Genomic DNA, 15,447 nt, shown 5'->3' with positions numbered 1-15,447 from the left:
GCTGACAATGTTGACATACGAAATTCCTGAACTCTTGAAGGAACATGAAAACCTAATTAAAGGCACTTTCAGATATAGTAATGAAATAATTTTTAAGCGGGAAGAAACAAAACCTTGGGATAGTAAATTAGGTGGCTGTCCCTATTTGAAAAGCAGTGAAGAATATCCGATCGATGAAGATGGAAACCCTATGTTGTTTCTGGCACAAATCAATCTGGCTGATCTTGAAAATCAAGATGAATTACCAGAAAAGGGATTACTGCAATTTTTTGTTGTAAATGATGATATGTATGGTTTGGAGGATCCGATTTTAGTAAAATATATTGAAGATTACGAGGAAAATGAAGACGGTTTAGTAAAGAAACATCCTTATGAAAATGAAGAATATAACTGGAATCTTCCTTTTTCACATAGCGGTAAAATGTATTTTACAACAAGAGAGATGCCTATGTCTTCCTCATTAGATCTGTTTCGAAAAATTTTTATGAATCAGCTGTCAGAAGTGGAATATGAGCAACTGAGTGATGATTGTTATAGCAGCGATAGCAGAATTGGCGGTTATCCTTATTTTGTTCAGAATGACTATATCGGTTTTGATGATAGTGATTTTCTATTAATGCAACTGGATATCGATGAGGAATGCGGCATTATGTTTGGAGATTCCGGGAATTGTGTTTTCACTATTCCGAAGAGTGCTTTGAAAAACAGGGATTTTTCAAAAGTAGTGTATGATTGGCAATGCTGCTAGTGCTTGCCGTTACTAACAGTGAATGAAGAAGAGCCCGCTTTAACAGCGAGCTCTTCATGAACCTGATTAAGACTTTTGCAACGTCTTAATTACTTCCTCAGCATAGGAATCAGTAAAGTGGATCATCCCGTTCTCCTGAACAATCCGTCCTTCCTGCATGCGGATATCAAGCCAATCGGTAATGAAGGAAGGGGCATAGCCGCCTTGGCCGAAATCATCCCCAAATACGATGATATTCGGATATACAGCTATGTATTGATCGCGACTGGTGTCTGGATTCGACTTCGTATATAACCAAAACTGTACGTCATACATGACATACGATAAATCGTCTGCGTGAAATGAAAAATGGCCTTTCTCTTCGACAATCTGCGTACATATGCTGCGGATTTTCTGTCTCACCTGCTCCACTTCTGTTATCCGAGAGCATAGCTCCTCCAGCAAAGGAGAAAATTTGCCATGTGCTACTTTCTCCAGAGCCTCTTCTTTATCTTCTTCGGAAGTGTCATATTGTTCATCGTTTACTAAGCCTTTGATAAATTCCTCGAAATTATCAGCTAGGAATGTAATTTTATAATCATCTTCTTGATCGACATGAACAACTGCTGGTTCACCATCTGAACCGCATGCCCGGTAGTCTAACATGACGACATCATGACCGGCTGAAGGACAATCACAAATCACCACGCCGATGTCAGGATATCCCCATTCCTCAATCATAAATGGACTACCGAGATCCCCGCACAGTGAATAGCTTTTCTCGCGACCAATTCCCATAATCCCTGAAATGGCAATATGATCTTCCGCCCAAGAAGTTGGTTCCTCTGTTGGAAAGTTGGTATTCTTCGGCACCCCGCCATTCCGACGATTCATCAGTTGAATATAAGAGGATGGAAGCTTGTAACCAAGCTCTTTCCCAATAGAATCAATCAGTTCATCCGTTGGCGACTCGGATTGATAAGATTCTATTACATACTCGCTGTCCTCCCAAAAATCAGCTAAAAAACTATCCGAAAAAAGATGTTTGTCTTCTTTATGTCCCTCGTTATCTATTCGCTTTTTATCCATTTCTTCCTCCCAATGATATCTACATTTTTTGGTAGCCTCTGCCATTCAAATAATAGTAACATTTAGAAATAAAGGATTCTAGAATTATCCCGGTAATGCTAAATACAAAGGCTGTATATCGCTATTATTAGAAGTTCAAATAGATTGCTATATATTACAAATAAAAAACTTCTGCCAATCGGCACTCGTCTAATGTTATGAAGGGGGATATGAAGTGGATAGCTATTCAATTGAACAAACGAAGTTACTTCCGTATGAAAAGATCATCGATGAGCTCATGATTGATTATGGTCAAGATATATTACAGCTTGTTATGCAATACGTACATAACCTGTCCGTTGCGGAAGATTTAACACAAGAAATTTTTGTAAAGTGCTATAGGGCATTGCCAACATTCCAGTTTAATTCTTCAATGAAAACTTGGTTATGGCGCATTGCGATTAATCATGCAAAAGATTATTTGAAAAGCTGGTATGCAAAAAATGTAGAAGTGACTGAAGATAATCGAATCGCACAAGTGAAAAGTGGGGATTGTGTCGAGCAGCAAGTTATCAGGCAACAACAAGATGAAGAACTAGCACGCGTTGTGTTTGCACTTCCGGTGAAGTACCGTGAAGTAATCTATTTATGCTATTACGAGGAGCAATCGATGAAGGAAATAGCAGATGTCCTGCAGCTAAACGAAAGTACCGTGAAAACGAGATTGCGTAAAGCAAAACAATTATTGAAGAATCGATTGGAGTGTGAGTAGGAGTGGAAGAACGCTTAAAAAATTTGAAAAAAGCAGTCGATCAAACTGTCTTTAATAAAGTAGAATTTAAAACAAAACATCGACAGCAAATACATAAACAGTTACAAGTATTATCCCTACAACAAACATTACTATCCATGCTCACAGAATCAAAGTCAGGCACGGAAATAACGCAAATGCTGCATGTCCGTGGTGTCGAGCAAATTGTTCATAATGAAGGGATGATTTATTCGGTTTTACATGAAGCCGAGCAGCACGGTTGGCTTTCTGCAAGGTGGGAAAGTGGTGTGAAGTACTATCAATTAACGAATCTCGGGAAAAAGCAATTACAGCAAGACAATGCGCATGAAAAGCTATCTCTTAAGGAACTAATTTTGGGGGTGCGCATGAATGTCGATTAAGGAGTTTCTACAGCAAGTTACAAGCTATATCCGTTCAAAAGAGGCACGAAGCTATATTGAAGAAGAATTAAAGTATCATCTGATGAAATCCAAACAAGAGTGGGTGAATGTAGGCTACTCACCAAATGAAGCTGAGGAAAAAGCGGTTGCTGAAATGGGCTCTGCTTCACAGCTCGGAAAATCAATGGACAAAATTCATCGGCCAAAATGGGATTTCTGGCTAATTGGCGCAGTGTTGCTATTGATTGCCGTAAGCATTACACCGATCTTAACGACAGATTTCAGCCATCGATTTGGTGTAGATATGACGGGTTACTTTGTTAAAAATAAAATCATTCATATTATACTAGCCGTTGCAGGGATAGCTGTCATCATGTATTTTGATTATCGTAAACTGCAATGCTATAGTATGTTCTTTTATAGAGGGGCACTGTTGTTATTAATCGTTCTCTGGGCTATGCCGAACATCTTTGTTAATGGAGAAGCAATGTATAAAATAGGTCCAATTCGTTTGCAGGCATGGATGGCACTTCCGTTGTTATTAGTAGCCTTTGCAGGATTTTTCACTGAACGCAAATGGAGAGGTTGGAAACTGACTGGATTATTTCTACTTCCAATATTCTTATTCATGATGATAGGAAGTCTTTCTGTAACGCTACTATATATGGGAGTAGTAGCCGTTTTGTTTAGCTTTAGCTATTTCAGCCGAAAAGTGAAGCTTATAGTATTTTCAATAATGGGGGGAATTGGATTTTCAATAGCGGCAATTGGTGTTTATGCATATCACTATTTACTTGAGCCATATCAAACAGTACGCATCAGAGCGTTTTTACATCCTGAATTATATGCGGATTCAGCAGGCTACATGATGCTCCAATTAAATGAAGCACTTGCACGGGCTGGCTGGTTCGGATCAGATAGGATTCACTACATTCCTGAAGCCCACACTGATTATGCTTTGGTACAGCTTATTCAATCGTATGGCTATGTTGCAGGGATCGCAGTCATTATTGTCATACTCGCTATTGCGCTACGCATTTTATGGTTGGTTTATACCATGCAACAATCATTTGGTAAGTTACTCGTTATCGCAGCAGGAATATTATACAGCTGCCAGAGTATTTACTCCGTTTTAATGGTGTTTGGCTTATTACCACTAACAGGAATACCGTTACCTTTTATCAGTTATGGGATTACACCATTACTGATAAATGCCTTTTTAATCGGCTTAGTCTTAAGTGTTTATCGTAGAAAAGCGTTTGTCGGAAAACAGGCAATTGGACACAGGTTCAACTAACACTGTCTCAATAAGATCTTATGGAAAGCAACAAAAAAAGAAGCACAAATTCTCTGCATAGGAGATTTATGTTTCTTTTTTAAATTCAGAATTCCTAGTCGTATTTTAGAGAATAAGTGATAGAATGGAAGGTACAGCGACATACGGCGGATGGGCGGTTGGCACTCCCTTGAGAAAGGGGGTGTTTATATGGTGACATTTGAAGCAATAGCAATGATGTTCCAGTTTGGAATGTTTCTCGTAGCAACGGCAACAGCCATTGTAGCGATGATTGCTCTATACACCGAAAGAAAAAAGTAACTACCCTCCGCTAACCGGCAAGTAAGCAGGGCAGTTACTCTTGTAAAAACTCTTATGCTAATGGCCGACCGCACTTCATGCGGATGTCAGCTGTACTGACTGGGTGTTAGCGCACCCGGTCTCTTTTATTATATGTTCAGTTTACCACAATCATACGGAGAATACACATGTTCTGACAAGTGAATGGATATGCACTAGCGAAAAAGTTACGGAGTTGATATGTGGTAAACCTAATGCGGATAAAGATAATATAACTTTTGATTTGTAACTGGGATATAAAATAGGGGGTTGTGAAGTGTGATAGATACAGATAAAAGTCAACACATAGAGCAATGTATTATTAAATATGAAAAAGTTATAAATAAGGCAAAAGATAATGAGGAATTAGCAACGATCGTCAAATCAATGTCATTTGGACTCATAAAAACCAACTACGATAGTTGGTTAGATGAGTGCTTTTTACATCAAGACTGGCAAAAGTGGAATGATTTAATTTTCCAGCAAATGCGTCATAATTTACTTCCGGGAAGTAGCGGAGCCTATGACCATTGTCAAAATTTCTTACATATTTTAGAGGCATTCGCTTGCGGGGATTATGAAACAATGGAGCGCATTCTTCCATCCGAACTGGGTTTAACTAACAATGGCTACCCGTTCTATGTGGTGATGAGCAATCTCTTGAGTGCAATGTGGTATAGAGATGAAATGCTATTCCCAAAAGCGCTCGAGGCTGCCGAAAAATTTGTTGGCACGAAGAAACCACAATGGGAATGTTCAGGAGTTGCATTTCTACTTTCATTACACAAAGAAGATGCCGAGGAAATGGGGAGCCATTTACAAAATTTTTGTTCAGGATACATGCGTACAGATTTTAGTAAAGCGATCAAACAGCTATGTGTGCCTGCACATGGTCTTTATTGTTTGGCAAAAATCTTATTGCCCTCAGAGGTATTTCAACAAATAAAAATGCCAGAACACAAAAACTTTTCTCAAGGATTTGCAAAATGGAGAAATGATAATTCACAGCCCAGATTAAATTTATACTTTGTATATCCGGCACCTTTGGAAATCCTCAATCAAATTTATATGGCTCCAGTTGCTAAAAGCATTATTTCACAACCATATCTCCATAGCGATAGTTCTTATCAATCTCCGCAATTAAAGAAAAAATGGTTTCTTGATGAAGGGGCAATGCTAATAGCCTTTGTTGAAAATTTGAACTTTACCCCTACCGAGGAAAACCGTCAAAAATAAGTATGGAAGAAGCATGTTCACTCCGATTGAAGAGGACGTGCTCTTTTTTTGCATCGATCATTGAATGAACAAACGGCTAATCTAAATTTGCTTTAGACAAAACACAATAGCCGGCATGATATAAGTTGTAACCTTCTCAAATAGAATTCGTTTAAATTTACAGGGAATTCTACTACTTTATAAATGAGAGGGAATAACAAAATGATAAGAAAAAAAGTAATGATTATCGTGATCGCAATTATGTTAACGATATTGTTAATTAAAGTCTTCAAAAAAGAAGTATGGGATGTGAATGAACAACTTTTGAAACAAGAAGTTATGAATATTGAAAGTTCCGTTGAGTCCGTGAATTTATCCGATATCACTCCATTTGAATGGGATTTAGTATATTCTTTTGACCCATACACACCTAAAGATATAATTTATCAAACCGTTGGCTATAAGTGGGATTCAATCAGTGAAACGGTAAACGGAGGCATGAATCAATTAGTTTTTATGAAAAATGAAAAAGTGGTTTGTTATTTGTATGGCTATCCTGCAAATAATGGTTATGGAATCTTCTTTAGCAGCGAAGGTAAAGATGTCTCCGCTCCTGCTTCTATACTGAGCGTTGAAGATGATTTAATATTCCAAGTTGTAAGAGGGGATAACGTTGTTCTTCTAACGAATAATGAATGACAGGGTGCAATCCAAATTGTTATATATTCAATGGTGCCTATATCGCACAAGAACCAGTTTCCTCGCAAAACACGTGCGGTTAGAGAGAGTATTTCCTGAAAGAAGGGTGGAACATGACGCTAGATGACTTTATGATGAATAGTTTTCCAGGTTTGAAGTTAGGGTCACCTCTGTTTTACTCATGGGATGCGAGCATCCGATTCGAACTAGGAGTAAACGAAAGCCCTGTCAGTATTCATGAGAACCCATTGTATTTACAAGGGGCTTACCGACGGGCAATCGATTTATTCGAAGCCCTGCATGCTCCTGAAGATGAGATCTATCTTGTGGTCGACGTCCACGATTTTGGAAGTGGGTATGCCCTGCGGCGGAAGTTGAATGTCTTTTCAAAGTACGTGAAAAAGAAATCAGCATTGCTTCGACTGCAACATGAGAACCGACCGTACATCTATCCGGAAGATGATGAAGACGGGACCTATCGTACACATCGGTTCAGTCTAAGATGCTGTCGGTCAGATTTTCGATATGCGGCACTTCTGAAGGCGATATGCAACCAGGATATGGGTATCAGTCCGAGCATCTACTATCCCATCTACTTTGTGAATGTAACGAAGGGAACAATCTACTATGTCTATGATGACAGAGGCTGTGATTTGCTAGGAATGGACACGAAAGCAATTCGATGGGTGTATAAAGAATTTAACGACTGGATTTTAGATTATGACCGCGCAAAGATCGATGAGGTATTCACTTAATCTGCATCCGTAGTGGGAGAAGCCTTACCATGTGTAAGGTTATTCTTCAATCAGGCCACGATTGCTTGGGACGAGGATTTGCACTGTTCATCGAGCCTTTTGATTAAGAAAGGGAGGGACATTCATGCCCTATGATAATTTCAGTCAGTTTATCGTAAGTCTATTCATTTGGTGGGTCATCCTACTCGTTTTTCAAAGGCTAGGCAATCGGTATCCCGGCAGGAATACTTGGAAAAAAGATGTGTTACTAACGTTGATCCAAAGCTTTGTTATCTTGCTTATTCTTCTTCCAATTTTATCTTACTTTTTTTAAACCAATCTATACACGGGGAGGCAGTTGCATGTGGAGTTTCAGCACTTTTAAAGACAAACGGTATTGGATTCTTTTGATACCAGCAATCATTATTTTAGTATTGTACGTAGTTTTTACCCCGGATTATATTCTTGGAAAGCCATACGTTGCCCCATTATCAATGCTTATAGGTGCAGTTTTATTCTGGACTACATACCACCTGTGGAAGTATTTTGGAGATAAAAAGAAAAGGGATAAAACAGAAGACCGTCACGAATTGTAACTTGCCTGTCCAATAAATTGTACTGCTCATGGGCTCTTATGAGGGATAATGCAAAAGGGGATGGGATTTTTGATACGACAGTATCTTTGGCTTATTAAACTCTTGGTCATGATAACATTTGCACTCCTGCTGACGGGCTGTGGCAAGACTAGTTCGGATATTAATGAGTACCTGAACACGGGCACCGCCATCGATACGGAAGCAAAATACGTGATGCCGGTTCTTGACGATTTGCCGACATACAGGACCATCGACTACCGACATACGCAAAAGAAAATGTTCCTCTTCGAAGCCAACTCGGTAGCACTTGTGGTCGAATATGACACGCAAAACTATGAAAGCGAAAAAGGGAAACTCGCGGAAAATCTCGCAGCCTCCAAACTGGAATCCGCGTCTGAAACGACGGATAATACGAGTCGCACGAATGAGGAGTTCTCATTCAACAGTTATGTGTTTCGAGTGTTGGAAGGAGACGGCTTTCCGAAATCGTTTGGAATGATTGGCACATCCGATGAACACCAACGCATCGCGTATTTGTACTTCTACGATTTTGATTTGGATACAATCGGAGAACCAGGTGACAGCAACCGCATGTCAAAATTTGTGGAAAGCTATTTCGACTATGAATTCTGATGTCTTATAGCAAGTCTTTCACTTTAACGTCATACAAAAGATTTTATTGGGAGAATAGAAGATAGTATTGCTTAGATATTAAAGCTTATAATTGGTACGAGGGGGATTAATAGGCGAATGAAATCCTTAACCGAATTTCAAAAGCTACTAAAAAAAGATAAAATTGATAGCGTCATTGTCCAGAGGAATAATGCTGTGGTATTTGAATACTATCGAAACAATAAAATGAAAGAAAAGCAACACAAAATATACTCTGTCACAAAAAGCATCCTATCAGCACTGATCGGGATTGCGATAGACAAGGGCTATATCGAAAATGTCAATACACCAATTAGTAATTTCTTTCCGGAATTTAATAAAGATAAAGAGGATCAGAGAATTACAATCAAACACCTGCTGACCATGACTTCTGGGTTGCACTGGCCGGGGAATAATAGTATGATACCCAGCAAAAATTGGGTGAATTTTGTACTTCAGCAGGACATTGATCATCTTCCCGGTAAAGAAATGGTCTACAGTTGTGGTTCTTCACACTTGTTAAGTGCAATCTTACAATAGACTACTGGATTGAATACAGAAGCCTTCGCTAAAAAGCATTTATTTACTCCTCTAGGAATAACAGATTATAAGTGGAACCGTGATGCCCAAGGTATAGCCATTGGTGGTTTCGGATTAACGTTGAAAACGGTTGATATGTTAAAAATCGGTACGCTTTATGTGAATAAAGGACGTTGGGAATCTAAACAAATTTTGACCCCTGATTGGATTGACGAATCTACAAGTCCAAAAGTCAAAGTTGATGATGGTAATTCTTACGCGTTCCACTGGTGGAATAAACAATTTGACAATCAAATAGGTAGGATTGCACTCGCGGTTGGATATGAGGGGCAATATATTATTATCGCACCTGACTATCAATTAGTAGTAGTTATGACAAGCAGTATTAAAGATGATTCATCAAGACCTTTATATTATTTTAAGGACTATCTATTGCCCTATGCCGACAGTCAGTTACCCTAAGCCATTACAATCTGGAAGAAAGTATGAAAAAGGTAAATTGAACAAAAGAGAGAGTCTTGGCAAATATACGGACTCTCTTTTATCGTATTTAATAGTTTATAACAAAACCTAAAAAGAACTGTTTTGACCACAGCAGCCTTAGAATGGAGCCGTTCTCCTTTTAAGCAATCGTGAACTCATACCCCATCACTTTGCTGCTGTCACTAAACCCGAGATACTATCTATGTCTACTACGCTTTGGCTGAAGTTAAAATAGGAATGCCCGTATACTTGAATTATCATATAATCACTGCGAAAGAGTACCTCCATAAAGAATCAAAAGTTAATAATGCATCGCTGCTTTTGATTGCAATTTCTTTATCTCCACAACCCCCTTATCAACACAAGTCTCTATATACCCAACAATCTGCTCAAGAGTAAATACAAGCAGCTTCTCATATAATACGTTGTCTTTTTCATACTCCGTATCCACAATGACAGAAGGTAGGAAGTCCATGACTTCTTTTGAGGATACTTCTTCTAAATCTGGCGCGATTGGAATTTGGGACAGACTATTTTTCAGCTCATCCTTAAGCCCATAGTACTCGAGCAATTTTCCGTTAAGTAGCTGAAAGTCATTATGATAGCGTTTGAATAATTCATGATCAGCCTCCATTCTGTTTTTAAGCCACGGAAGGTAGAAGCCCTTAAGCCAAATGTCATCTGCTATTAAATGTGTGAAGTAGCCCAATACATAAAGATTTTCAGCTTCATCTTGGTATTTCTCCAAGAAAGCCATATAATCAACATATCTTGAATAGTCTTGCAAGTCCCCCGCGAAGAAGTGGGATGTATCCTTGGATGAAACGGCGTCAGGGGCTACGCCACCAATCAGAAAGGGAACCTTATCTTCTATCGACAGCTTCTCTGCTATTTTATGTGCAATGATTGCGTGCATAATTCTTGAACCCATAGTGATCCTCCTATTATCGTAAATTTATGAATTAACGCTAAATGTTCTGGCAATTTCTATCGTAAACGACTACTATGAATCTGTAAAATTGATTTATTGAATGTATGCAATCGAAAAAATAGATTGTTGATTCGGAGGATCAGTAATGGATATAGAACAGATCAAAGCTTTTTTAGTTATTAATGAAACGAGGAATTTTACGAAAGCGGCGGAAATTCTTCACATTGCCCAGTCGACCATTACAGCAAGAATACGAACGCTGGAACAACAAATCGGAAAACAGTTGTTGCTGCGAAATAATAAACAAGTAACTCTGACAAGGGCGGGGGAGTTGTTTGTACCATATGCGGAGCGTTTGAATGAATTAGTCCAGATAAGTATGGAAACGATTCTGCTCGAAGATCGATTTACGGATAAGTTAGTGATTGGGGGTCCTTCATCGATATGGAATTACACATTCCACACCGACATATTGAATTTCAAGTCGAGTCATCCCGAGATTGCTTTGGATTTAATGGCTCATACGAATGAAAATACAATACAAAAAGTAATTGATGGAACGATTGATATAGGTATTGTTTATTCAAGGCCACGCCATCCAATGGTCGATTATGAACTAATACAGGAAGATTATTTTGTTTTAGTGGGGAGAAAGGATTTCGAAACGATTGAATTGAATGCATTAAGAGGTGGGGATTTTCTATTCCTCGATTGGGGTAAGCCTTTCATGACGTGGTTTAATGAAATCGTAGGACCCCATTTCATTCCTGCATTCAAGATCAATCAAACAGCTCTCGTAGTCAATTACTTAAAAAGCTGGGATTATTTTGGATTTGTACCGAAATCATTCGTTGCTCCATATCTTGAAGAGGGGGAACTGCAAGAGCTGGATCACAAGTTTTCTTCGGAGTTGCCTAGTTTCAAGACGTATGTTATTTATCTCAAAAACAAGAACCGGTCGGCAACTGATTTATTCCTTGAATGGTTGAGGTAATAAATGAGATAAAGCACTTTGATGATAGATGCTACGCGCTAATAAATGATATACATAAATTTAAACCAATGCCCAATTAGGAGTGATCAGCATTGTCGGAATCAACGAAAGGGGAACGTAAATTTCCTGTCAGTATCATTGTTGCATTGGTTACTGCTATAAGTCTTTTAGGAGATTCAATGCTATATATTGCATTGCCTTTGTACTGGAAAGAGGCGGGACTTGACTCCATTTGGCAAGTTGGTGTGCTATTATCCATTAACCGTTTTATCCGTTTGCCATTTAACCCACTTGTAGGATGGCTTTATAATAAGATTTCCCTAAAAACCGGGTTAGTGATTGCAATTCTATTAGGTAGTATCACGACGTTAGGCTACGGATTGTTGAGCGGGTTTATTGCCTGGATACTTTTACGTAGTCTTTGGGGAATTGCATGGTCGTTTTTCAGAATCGGAGGTTTATCCATTGTGGCCTTTGATACGGATAAAGACAATCGGGGTAAATCAATTGGTCTTTACAACGGATTATATCGATTAGGCAGCTTATTTGGTATGTTAGTAGGTGGGCTGCTCGTGCCGATTATTGGGTTAAGTGCCGTATCGATTATTTTTGGTTGTCTGACTCTGTTCGGACTACCTTTGATTTTAATGTATGTTAATACAAATTCCTTGAAGGATAAAGAGCAGGATAACAAGGCTGTCATTATTAAAGAACGATTTGTGAGCAAATTTAAACATGGCAGAGGAATGATTATTTTTACAGGCTTCTGTATCACTCTGCTTATTCAAGGGGTTTTCATCTCGACACTAAGCTCTTTAATTGAGCAAAACCATGGAGAAAGTGTCGTCTTATTTGGATCTGTAATGAGCGTTACTTTCCTTGCGGGAATTATTTTATCGATACGATGGATATGGGAACCGTTTTTAGGAGCACGGTTTGGGATTTGGTCTGATGGACCTAAAGGAAGAGCGCCTTTACTAGTTCTATCATTAATTTTCGCAGGTTTAACGTTTGGAATTATTTCCAATGAACTTCCACTCGTTGTTATGATTTTCTTTACTTTCTTAGTGATGATTGGAGCTACATCACTTACAACTATTGTTGATGCAATTGCTTTGGACATTTCAAAAAACACAAATGTAGTTTCATTCCTTACCACTTATACAATTGCTCAAGATCTTGGAGCATCTTTAGGTCCTTTTATTAGTTTCATGATTTTTGGTTTAGCAAACGGATTCACTTACGTTTACTGGGGAGGCGCAAGCGTATTTTTATTCCTGGCAATCCTTTGGTCATTTCACTATAAAAGAGAAAGAAGATCAATTTCATTAACTGCATAGAAACTTCTTTGTGAGAAAATTAAATACTGCAATTTTGTGAAACACTCATAAGGACTAAGGAAAACTTGTGTCATTGTTCAATTTTGGTTTTCTAATGGCAAGTACATTAAAAGTTTGCCCCCGCAAGCTTTTACGACTCTTGATTGATAATCTTTTATGTGATACTATTATTGCAATTAAAATAACATGGTGCTGTTTTTGCCCCCGGGTAAAAACATAAAAAAGCATTGAGTCTCATTCCCATTAGGGCCTATTTTTAGGAGGGGTGAGATTCAATGCTTTTTGTTTTTTAAGCCATTGTTATTTAGATAAACAAGGAGGGGAAAGCCATTGTTTGAATTCAGAGTCTTAAGTAACGAAGTTGTTAAACAGGTGTTAAAAATCAATCAAGTGATTGATTTAGTTGAAACAGTTTACAAATCTAAAAGTGAGCGTAAAACTGAAACATGGCCAACTATTTTCTATGATTTTGAACCGGGGAAGGCAGATATGGACATTAAATCAGGCTATTTAAAGAGCGAAAAGTTATTTGGACATAAGACGGTAACATGGTTTGCTGAGAATGAAGAAAAGGGCATCCCAACTTTATTGGGAACGATTTCTGTATTTGATGCCGAAACAGGTAAACCTTTAGGGATAATGGATGCTTCATTTATAACAGGGATACGAACCGGGGCATCTGGTGCGATAGGTGCAAAATACTTAGCTAGAAAAAACTCCAAGCATCTCCTCATTATTGGAATAGGAAACCAGGCAATTTTTCAAATCGCAGCTATATTAACCGCTTTGCCTGAGTTAAATAGAGTTAGGATATGGGCACGAAATGAAAGTAAGCTGAATAGCTTTGTTGGCAGTGTATCGCAAAGACTGCATGTTGAATTTGGAATAGATACAGAAGAAATTGTATTTGAAGTAGTTGAACGTTTGGAGGATGCAGTTAAAAACAGCGACATTATTATTACTGCGACATCTTCAAAAGTTCCATTTTTGAAGCATGAATGGGTGCAAAGAGGAACACACATATCTTGCATAGGCGCTGATATGGTAGGGAAACAGGAAATAGAATCAGAACTCATGTCGAAAGCGAGCATTTTTGTAGATGATAAAGAACATTGTATACAAGTTGGAGAGATTGAAATACCCCTTAAGCAAGGCATAATTTCTGAGGGAAATATTTCTGGTGAGATAGGGGATGTTATCCTGGGGAAGGTTAAGGGAAGGTCCTCCGACGAACAAATAACTGTATTTGATGCAACGGGAATGGCGCTTTTGGATATCTATACAGCAAATATTGCACTAAAGACTGCAGGTGAAAAAGATCTTGGTACAAAATCAGAAATTTAAAAGGTGGATGGAGACAATGAAGTTTAATTATATTGATGTGAAAGATGCTTATGAACGTATTGAAAAACACGTTAGAAAGACACCGCTTGAGGAATCCTTTTACCTAGGAGATGAAAGCACAAAATACTTCTTTAAACTTGAGTCTTTTCAAAGAGCAAAAAGTTTTAAAATACGTGGTGCGTTAAACAAGATGATGACATTAACTAAAGAGGAAATGGAGCATGGTGTTGCAGCTATTTCCTCTGGCAACCATGGAAGTTCAGTAAGTTATGCAGCTTCAATTCTTGGAATAACAAATGTGAAAATTATAGTTCCTAAAACGACCCCCGAAAGCAAAATAGATAAGATCCGATATTTTGGAGGAGAGGTGATCCTTTTAGGAGATAATTATGATGAAGCCCATTCGCTAGGAATGAAGTATATTGAAAAAAACAATTTAATATATATTGATGCTTACTATGACGATCCTTTAATTTATGGTGGTCAGGGTACAATTGCAATTGAAATTCTTGAACAAAATAAAGACATTGATACCATTGTAGTGCCTATAGGGGGAGGAGGTTTAATTACAGGAATAGCTGTAGCGGCTAAATCTATAAATCCGGAAATTCGAGTCATAGGAGTGCAAACTGAAGCATGTCCTGCCATGATAAAATCTTATGAGGACAATACCTTTTATGAAGAATATCCAGGAGAAGAATCAATATGTGATGCTCTTGTTGGAGGGATTGGTAAGCTCAGCTATGAATTAGCAAAAGATTACGTTGATGACTTTATTGCTGTATCAGAAGAGTCTATAGCAAAAGCGGTTAGTTTCATGGCGAAAAAGGAGAAGTATATTGTGGAAGCAGGTAGCTGCACAACAGTAGCTGCTATTATGAACTACAGAGAGCAAATTGGAGGGAAAAACGTTGCTCTCGTTTTATCCGGTGGTAATATTGATGGGGAAGTATTGACTGATATTTTATTAAAGTATTAATTGAATGGGTTCATTTGCAGTACAAAGAGCTTGCCCCCTCAACAAATTTTAACAAACGTAGTCAAATACGAAATCAAGCATTTTTAAGAGCAACTATAGCCGCTTAACGTCATTGGTAGAATAGCATTTTCAGCAGTAGTGGATTCTGCCAGCTGTCTCCATGAAAATTGTGAACAATAGCACGTAAAAGAAGCATGAATTTCCAAGGGCGGAGATTTTATGCTTCTTTTTTGTTACCTTTTGTAAACTCGATCTGTGTTTATATTAGATTTACTAAAACCAGTGTGAGTCATTATTGGTATAATGTATTTGTCATCGTCGGAATTTTTAAAGAAACTCAGCAAGAGAGTAGTCATGA

At 38.2% G+C, this 15,447-nt stretch carries 18 protein-coding genes and 1 pseudogene; 17 read left to right on the top strand and 2 right to left on the bottom strand.

Translation table 11 applies throughout. The annotated features are described in order from the left end of the window. The first annotated feature begins 7 nt into the window (after window positions 1-7). Window positions 8-748, top strand: a complete 741-nt coding sequence (locus tag AC0L13_RS14100) for a YwqG family protein (RefSeq protein ID WP_473640638.1) — start codon at window positions 8-10, stop codon at window positions 746-748. A gap of 66 nt (window positions 749-814) precedes the next feature. Here AC0L13_RS14100 and AC0L13_RS14095 read toward each other — a convergent pair. Beyond that, window positions 815-1,765, bottom strand: a pseudogene (locus AC0L13_RS14095) (SMI1/KNR4 family protein); the annotation flags it as partial. 265 nt (window positions 1,766-2,030) lie between these two features. Here AC0L13_RS14095 and AC0L13_RS14090 point away from each other — a divergent pair. The 12 genes from AC0L13_RS14090 (at window position 2,031) to AC0L13_RS14035 (ending at window position 9,480) form a co-directional block, all read left to right on the top strand. Next, window positions 2,031-2,567 carry a sigma-70 family RNA polymerase sigma factor gene (locus AC0L13_RS14090; protein WP_473640636.1) on the top strand — a complete coding sequence of 179 codons (537 nt, stop codon included), beginning with the start codon at window positions 2,031-2,033 and terminating at the stop codon, window positions 2,565-2,567. A 2-nt stretch (window positions 2,568-2,569) separates the two neighbouring features. Further along, window positions 2,570-2,968 carry a helix-turn-helix transcriptional regulator gene (locus AC0L13_RS14085; RefSeq protein ID WP_473640633.1) on the top strand — a complete coding sequence of 133 codons (399 nt, stop codon included), beginning with the start codon at window positions 2,570-2,572 and terminating at the stop codon, window positions 2,966-2,968. Beyond that, window positions 2,958-4,265 (top strand): FtsW/RodA/SpoVE family cell cycle protein, encoded by a 1,308-nt coding sequence (locus AC0L13_RS14080; RefSeq protein ID WP_473640631.1) that lies wholly within the window; start codon window positions 2,958-2,960, stop codon window positions 4,263-4,265. Before AC0L13_RS14085 ends, AC0L13_RS14080 begins: the two co-directional genes overlap by 11 nt. A gap of 189 nt (window positions 4,266-4,454) precedes the next feature. Then, a complete protein-coding gene (locus AC0L13_RS14075) occupies window positions 4,455-4,565 on the top strand; it encodes a putative holin-like toxin (RefSeq protein WP_473640628.1) in 111 nt (36 codons plus the stop codon). A 297-nt stretch (window positions 4,566-4,862) separates the two neighbouring features. After that, window positions 4,863-5,819, top strand: coding sequence for a hypothetical protein (locus tag AC0L13_RS14070; RefSeq protein ID WP_473640626.1), 957 nt, complete (start codon window positions 4,863-4,865; stop codon window positions 5,817-5,819). A 201-nt stretch (window positions 5,820-6,020) separates the two neighbouring features. Then, window positions 6,021-6,497 (top strand): hypothetical protein, encoded by a 477-nt coding sequence (locus tag AC0L13_RS14065; RefSeq protein ID WP_473640624.1) that lies wholly within the window; start codon window positions 6,021-6,023, stop codon window positions 6,495-6,497. Window positions 6,498-6,610: 113 nt separating this feature from the next. Then, window positions 6,611-7,252, top strand: coding sequence for a DUF3885 domain-containing protein (locus tag AC0L13_RS14060; RefSeq protein WP_473640622.1), 642 nt, complete (start codon window positions 6,611-6,613; stop codon window positions 7,250-7,252). Window positions 7,253-7,376: 124 nt separating this feature from the next. Continuing rightward, the gene (locus AC0L13_RS14055) at window positions 7,377-7,565 is read left to right on the top strand and encodes a hypothetical protein (RefSeq protein ID WP_473640620.1); all 189 of its coding nucleotides are present in this window, start codon (window positions 7,377-7,379) and stop codon (window positions 7,563-7,565) included. A 28-nt stretch (window positions 7,566-7,593) separates the two neighbouring features. Then, window positions 7,594-7,827: a permease gene (locus AC0L13_RS14050; protein ID WP_473640617.1), complete on the top strand. Its 234-nt coding sequence runs from the start codon at window positions 7,594-7,596 to the stop codon at window positions 7,825-7,827. Window positions 7,828-7,896: 69 nt separating this feature from the next. Beyond that, entirely contained in the window at window positions 7,897-8,460 is a 564-nt protein-coding gene (locus AC0L13_RS14045; protein ID WP_473640614.1) for a hypothetical protein, read from the top strand. A 117-nt stretch (window positions 8,461-8,577) separates the two neighbouring features. Continuing rightward, window positions 8,578-9,018: a serine hydrolase domain-containing protein gene (locus AC0L13_RS14040; RefSeq protein WP_473640612.1), complete on the top strand. Its 441-nt coding sequence runs from the start codon at window positions 8,578-8,580 to the stop codon at window positions 9,016-9,018. Window positions 9,019-9,027: 9 nt separating this feature from the next. Next, complete coding sequence (locus tag AC0L13_RS14035; protein ID WP_473640610.1) at window positions 9,028-9,480, top strand: serine hydrolase domain-containing protein; 453 nt, start codon at window positions 9,028-9,030, stop codon at window positions 9,478-9,480. A 322-nt stretch (window positions 9,481-9,802) separates the two neighbouring features. Here the strand turns inward: AC0L13_RS14035 and AC0L13_RS14030 are convergent, their stop codons facing one another. Continuing rightward, window positions 9,803-10,432 carry a hydrolase gene (locus AC0L13_RS14030; protein ID WP_473640608.1) on the bottom strand — a complete coding sequence of 210 codons (630 nt, stop codon included), beginning with the start codon at window positions 10,430-10,432 and terminating at the stop codon, window positions 9,803-9,805. Between the two features lie 145 nt (window positions 10,433-10,577). Between AC0L13_RS14030 and AC0L13_RS14025 the strand changes: the two genes are divergently transcribed. From AC0L13_RS14025 to AC0L13_RS14010, 4 genes are all read left to right on the top strand, one after another. Further along, window positions 10,578-11,426, top strand: coding sequence for a LysR family transcriptional regulator (locus tag AC0L13_RS14025; RefSeq protein WP_473640606.1), 849 nt, complete (start codon window positions 10,578-10,580; stop codon window positions 11,424-11,426). A 92-nt stretch (window positions 11,427-11,518) separates the two neighbouring features. Beyond that, window positions 11,519-12,766, top strand: coding sequence for an MFS transporter (locus AC0L13_RS14020; RefSeq protein ID WP_473640604.1), 1,248 nt, complete (start codon window positions 11,519-11,521; stop codon window positions 12,764-12,766). Window positions 12,767-13,096: 330 nt separating this feature from the next. Beyond that, entirely contained in the window at window positions 13,097-14,110 is a 1,014-nt protein-coding gene (locus tag AC0L13_RS14015) for an ornithine cyclodeaminase family protein (RefSeq protein ID WP_473640602.1), read from the top strand. A 16-nt stretch (window positions 14,111-14,126) separates the two neighbouring features. After that, window positions 14,127-15,089, top strand: a complete 963-nt coding sequence (locus tag AC0L13_RS14010; RefSeq protein WP_473640600.1) for a threonine ammonia-lyase — start codon at window positions 14,127-14,129, stop codon at window positions 15,087-15,089. Window positions 15,090-15,447 lie beyond the last annotated feature (358 nt).

It is taken from the genome of Sporosarcina sp. QA0331 (assembly GCF_055808055.1).
This window is presented reverse-complemented; position numbering and strand designations above follow the sequence as displayed.